Genomic DNA, 392 nt, shown 5'->3' with positions numbered 1-392 from the left:
CCGCAGGTATGAACGAGAACGCCGCCGAACGCCTCGCCGATTTTTTGCAGATAGGGGTTCATAAACTCGCGGACAATATCCGCCGAGACTACAGCCACCAAGTCCTCGCTCAGCGCGACGCCCTTTTCCTGTGGAAGCCACAGGCAGGGCAGACAGTGAAAAAAGGTGATGTCGCCCCCAGCGGCCTCATCCATTTTTTGCAGTAATCTATGAAAATATCCGTACATCTGGAAATCAGGTAATGAACCTCGTCCGGGTAGTCGTAGCAGGCGATGAGGAAGTCCTCAATACCCCAGATTTGGCTTGCCACTGAAAAGGGGCCTTGCATATCGGTCTCATAAAAAGAAATCCGGCCCTGTGTTTTTTGACGCCAGTACTTAATTTTATCGAGC

At 51.3% G+C, this 392-nt stretch carries 2 protein-coding genes; both read right to left on the bottom strand.

Going from position 1 to position 392, the window contains the following annotated elements; all coding sequences use genetic code 11:
- A partial coding sequence (locus tag DPQ25_RS14870; protein ID WP_177577158.1) for a hypothetical protein occupies positions 1-194 on the bottom strand: 194 nt, incomplete at its 3' end.
- Entirely contained in the window at positions 110-328 is a 219-nt protein-coding gene (locus DPQ25_RS15380; RefSeq protein WP_407928176.1) for a uroporphyrinogen decarboxylase family protein, read from the bottom strand. The genes DPQ25_RS14870 and DPQ25_RS15380, both read right to left, overlap by 85 nt.
- Positions 329-392: the final 64 nt, after the last annotated feature.

The sequence above is a fragment of the Hydrogeniiclostridium mannosilyticum genome (genome assembly GCF_003268275.1).
GTDB lineage: Bacteria > Bacillota > Clostridia > Oscillospirales > Acutalibacteraceae > Hydrogeniiclostridium > Hydrogeniiclostridium mannosilyticum.
The sequence above is the reverse complement of the archived record's forward strand: the minus strand, read 5'-3'. Positions and strand labels throughout refer to the sequence as shown.

What these genes read in the sequence shown, in the direction of transcription:
- DPQ25_RS15380 (WP_407928176.1), bottom strand. Translation starts at nt 328, where the DNA reads ATGCAAGGCCCCTTTTCAGTGGCAAGCCAAATCTGGGGTATTGAGGAC.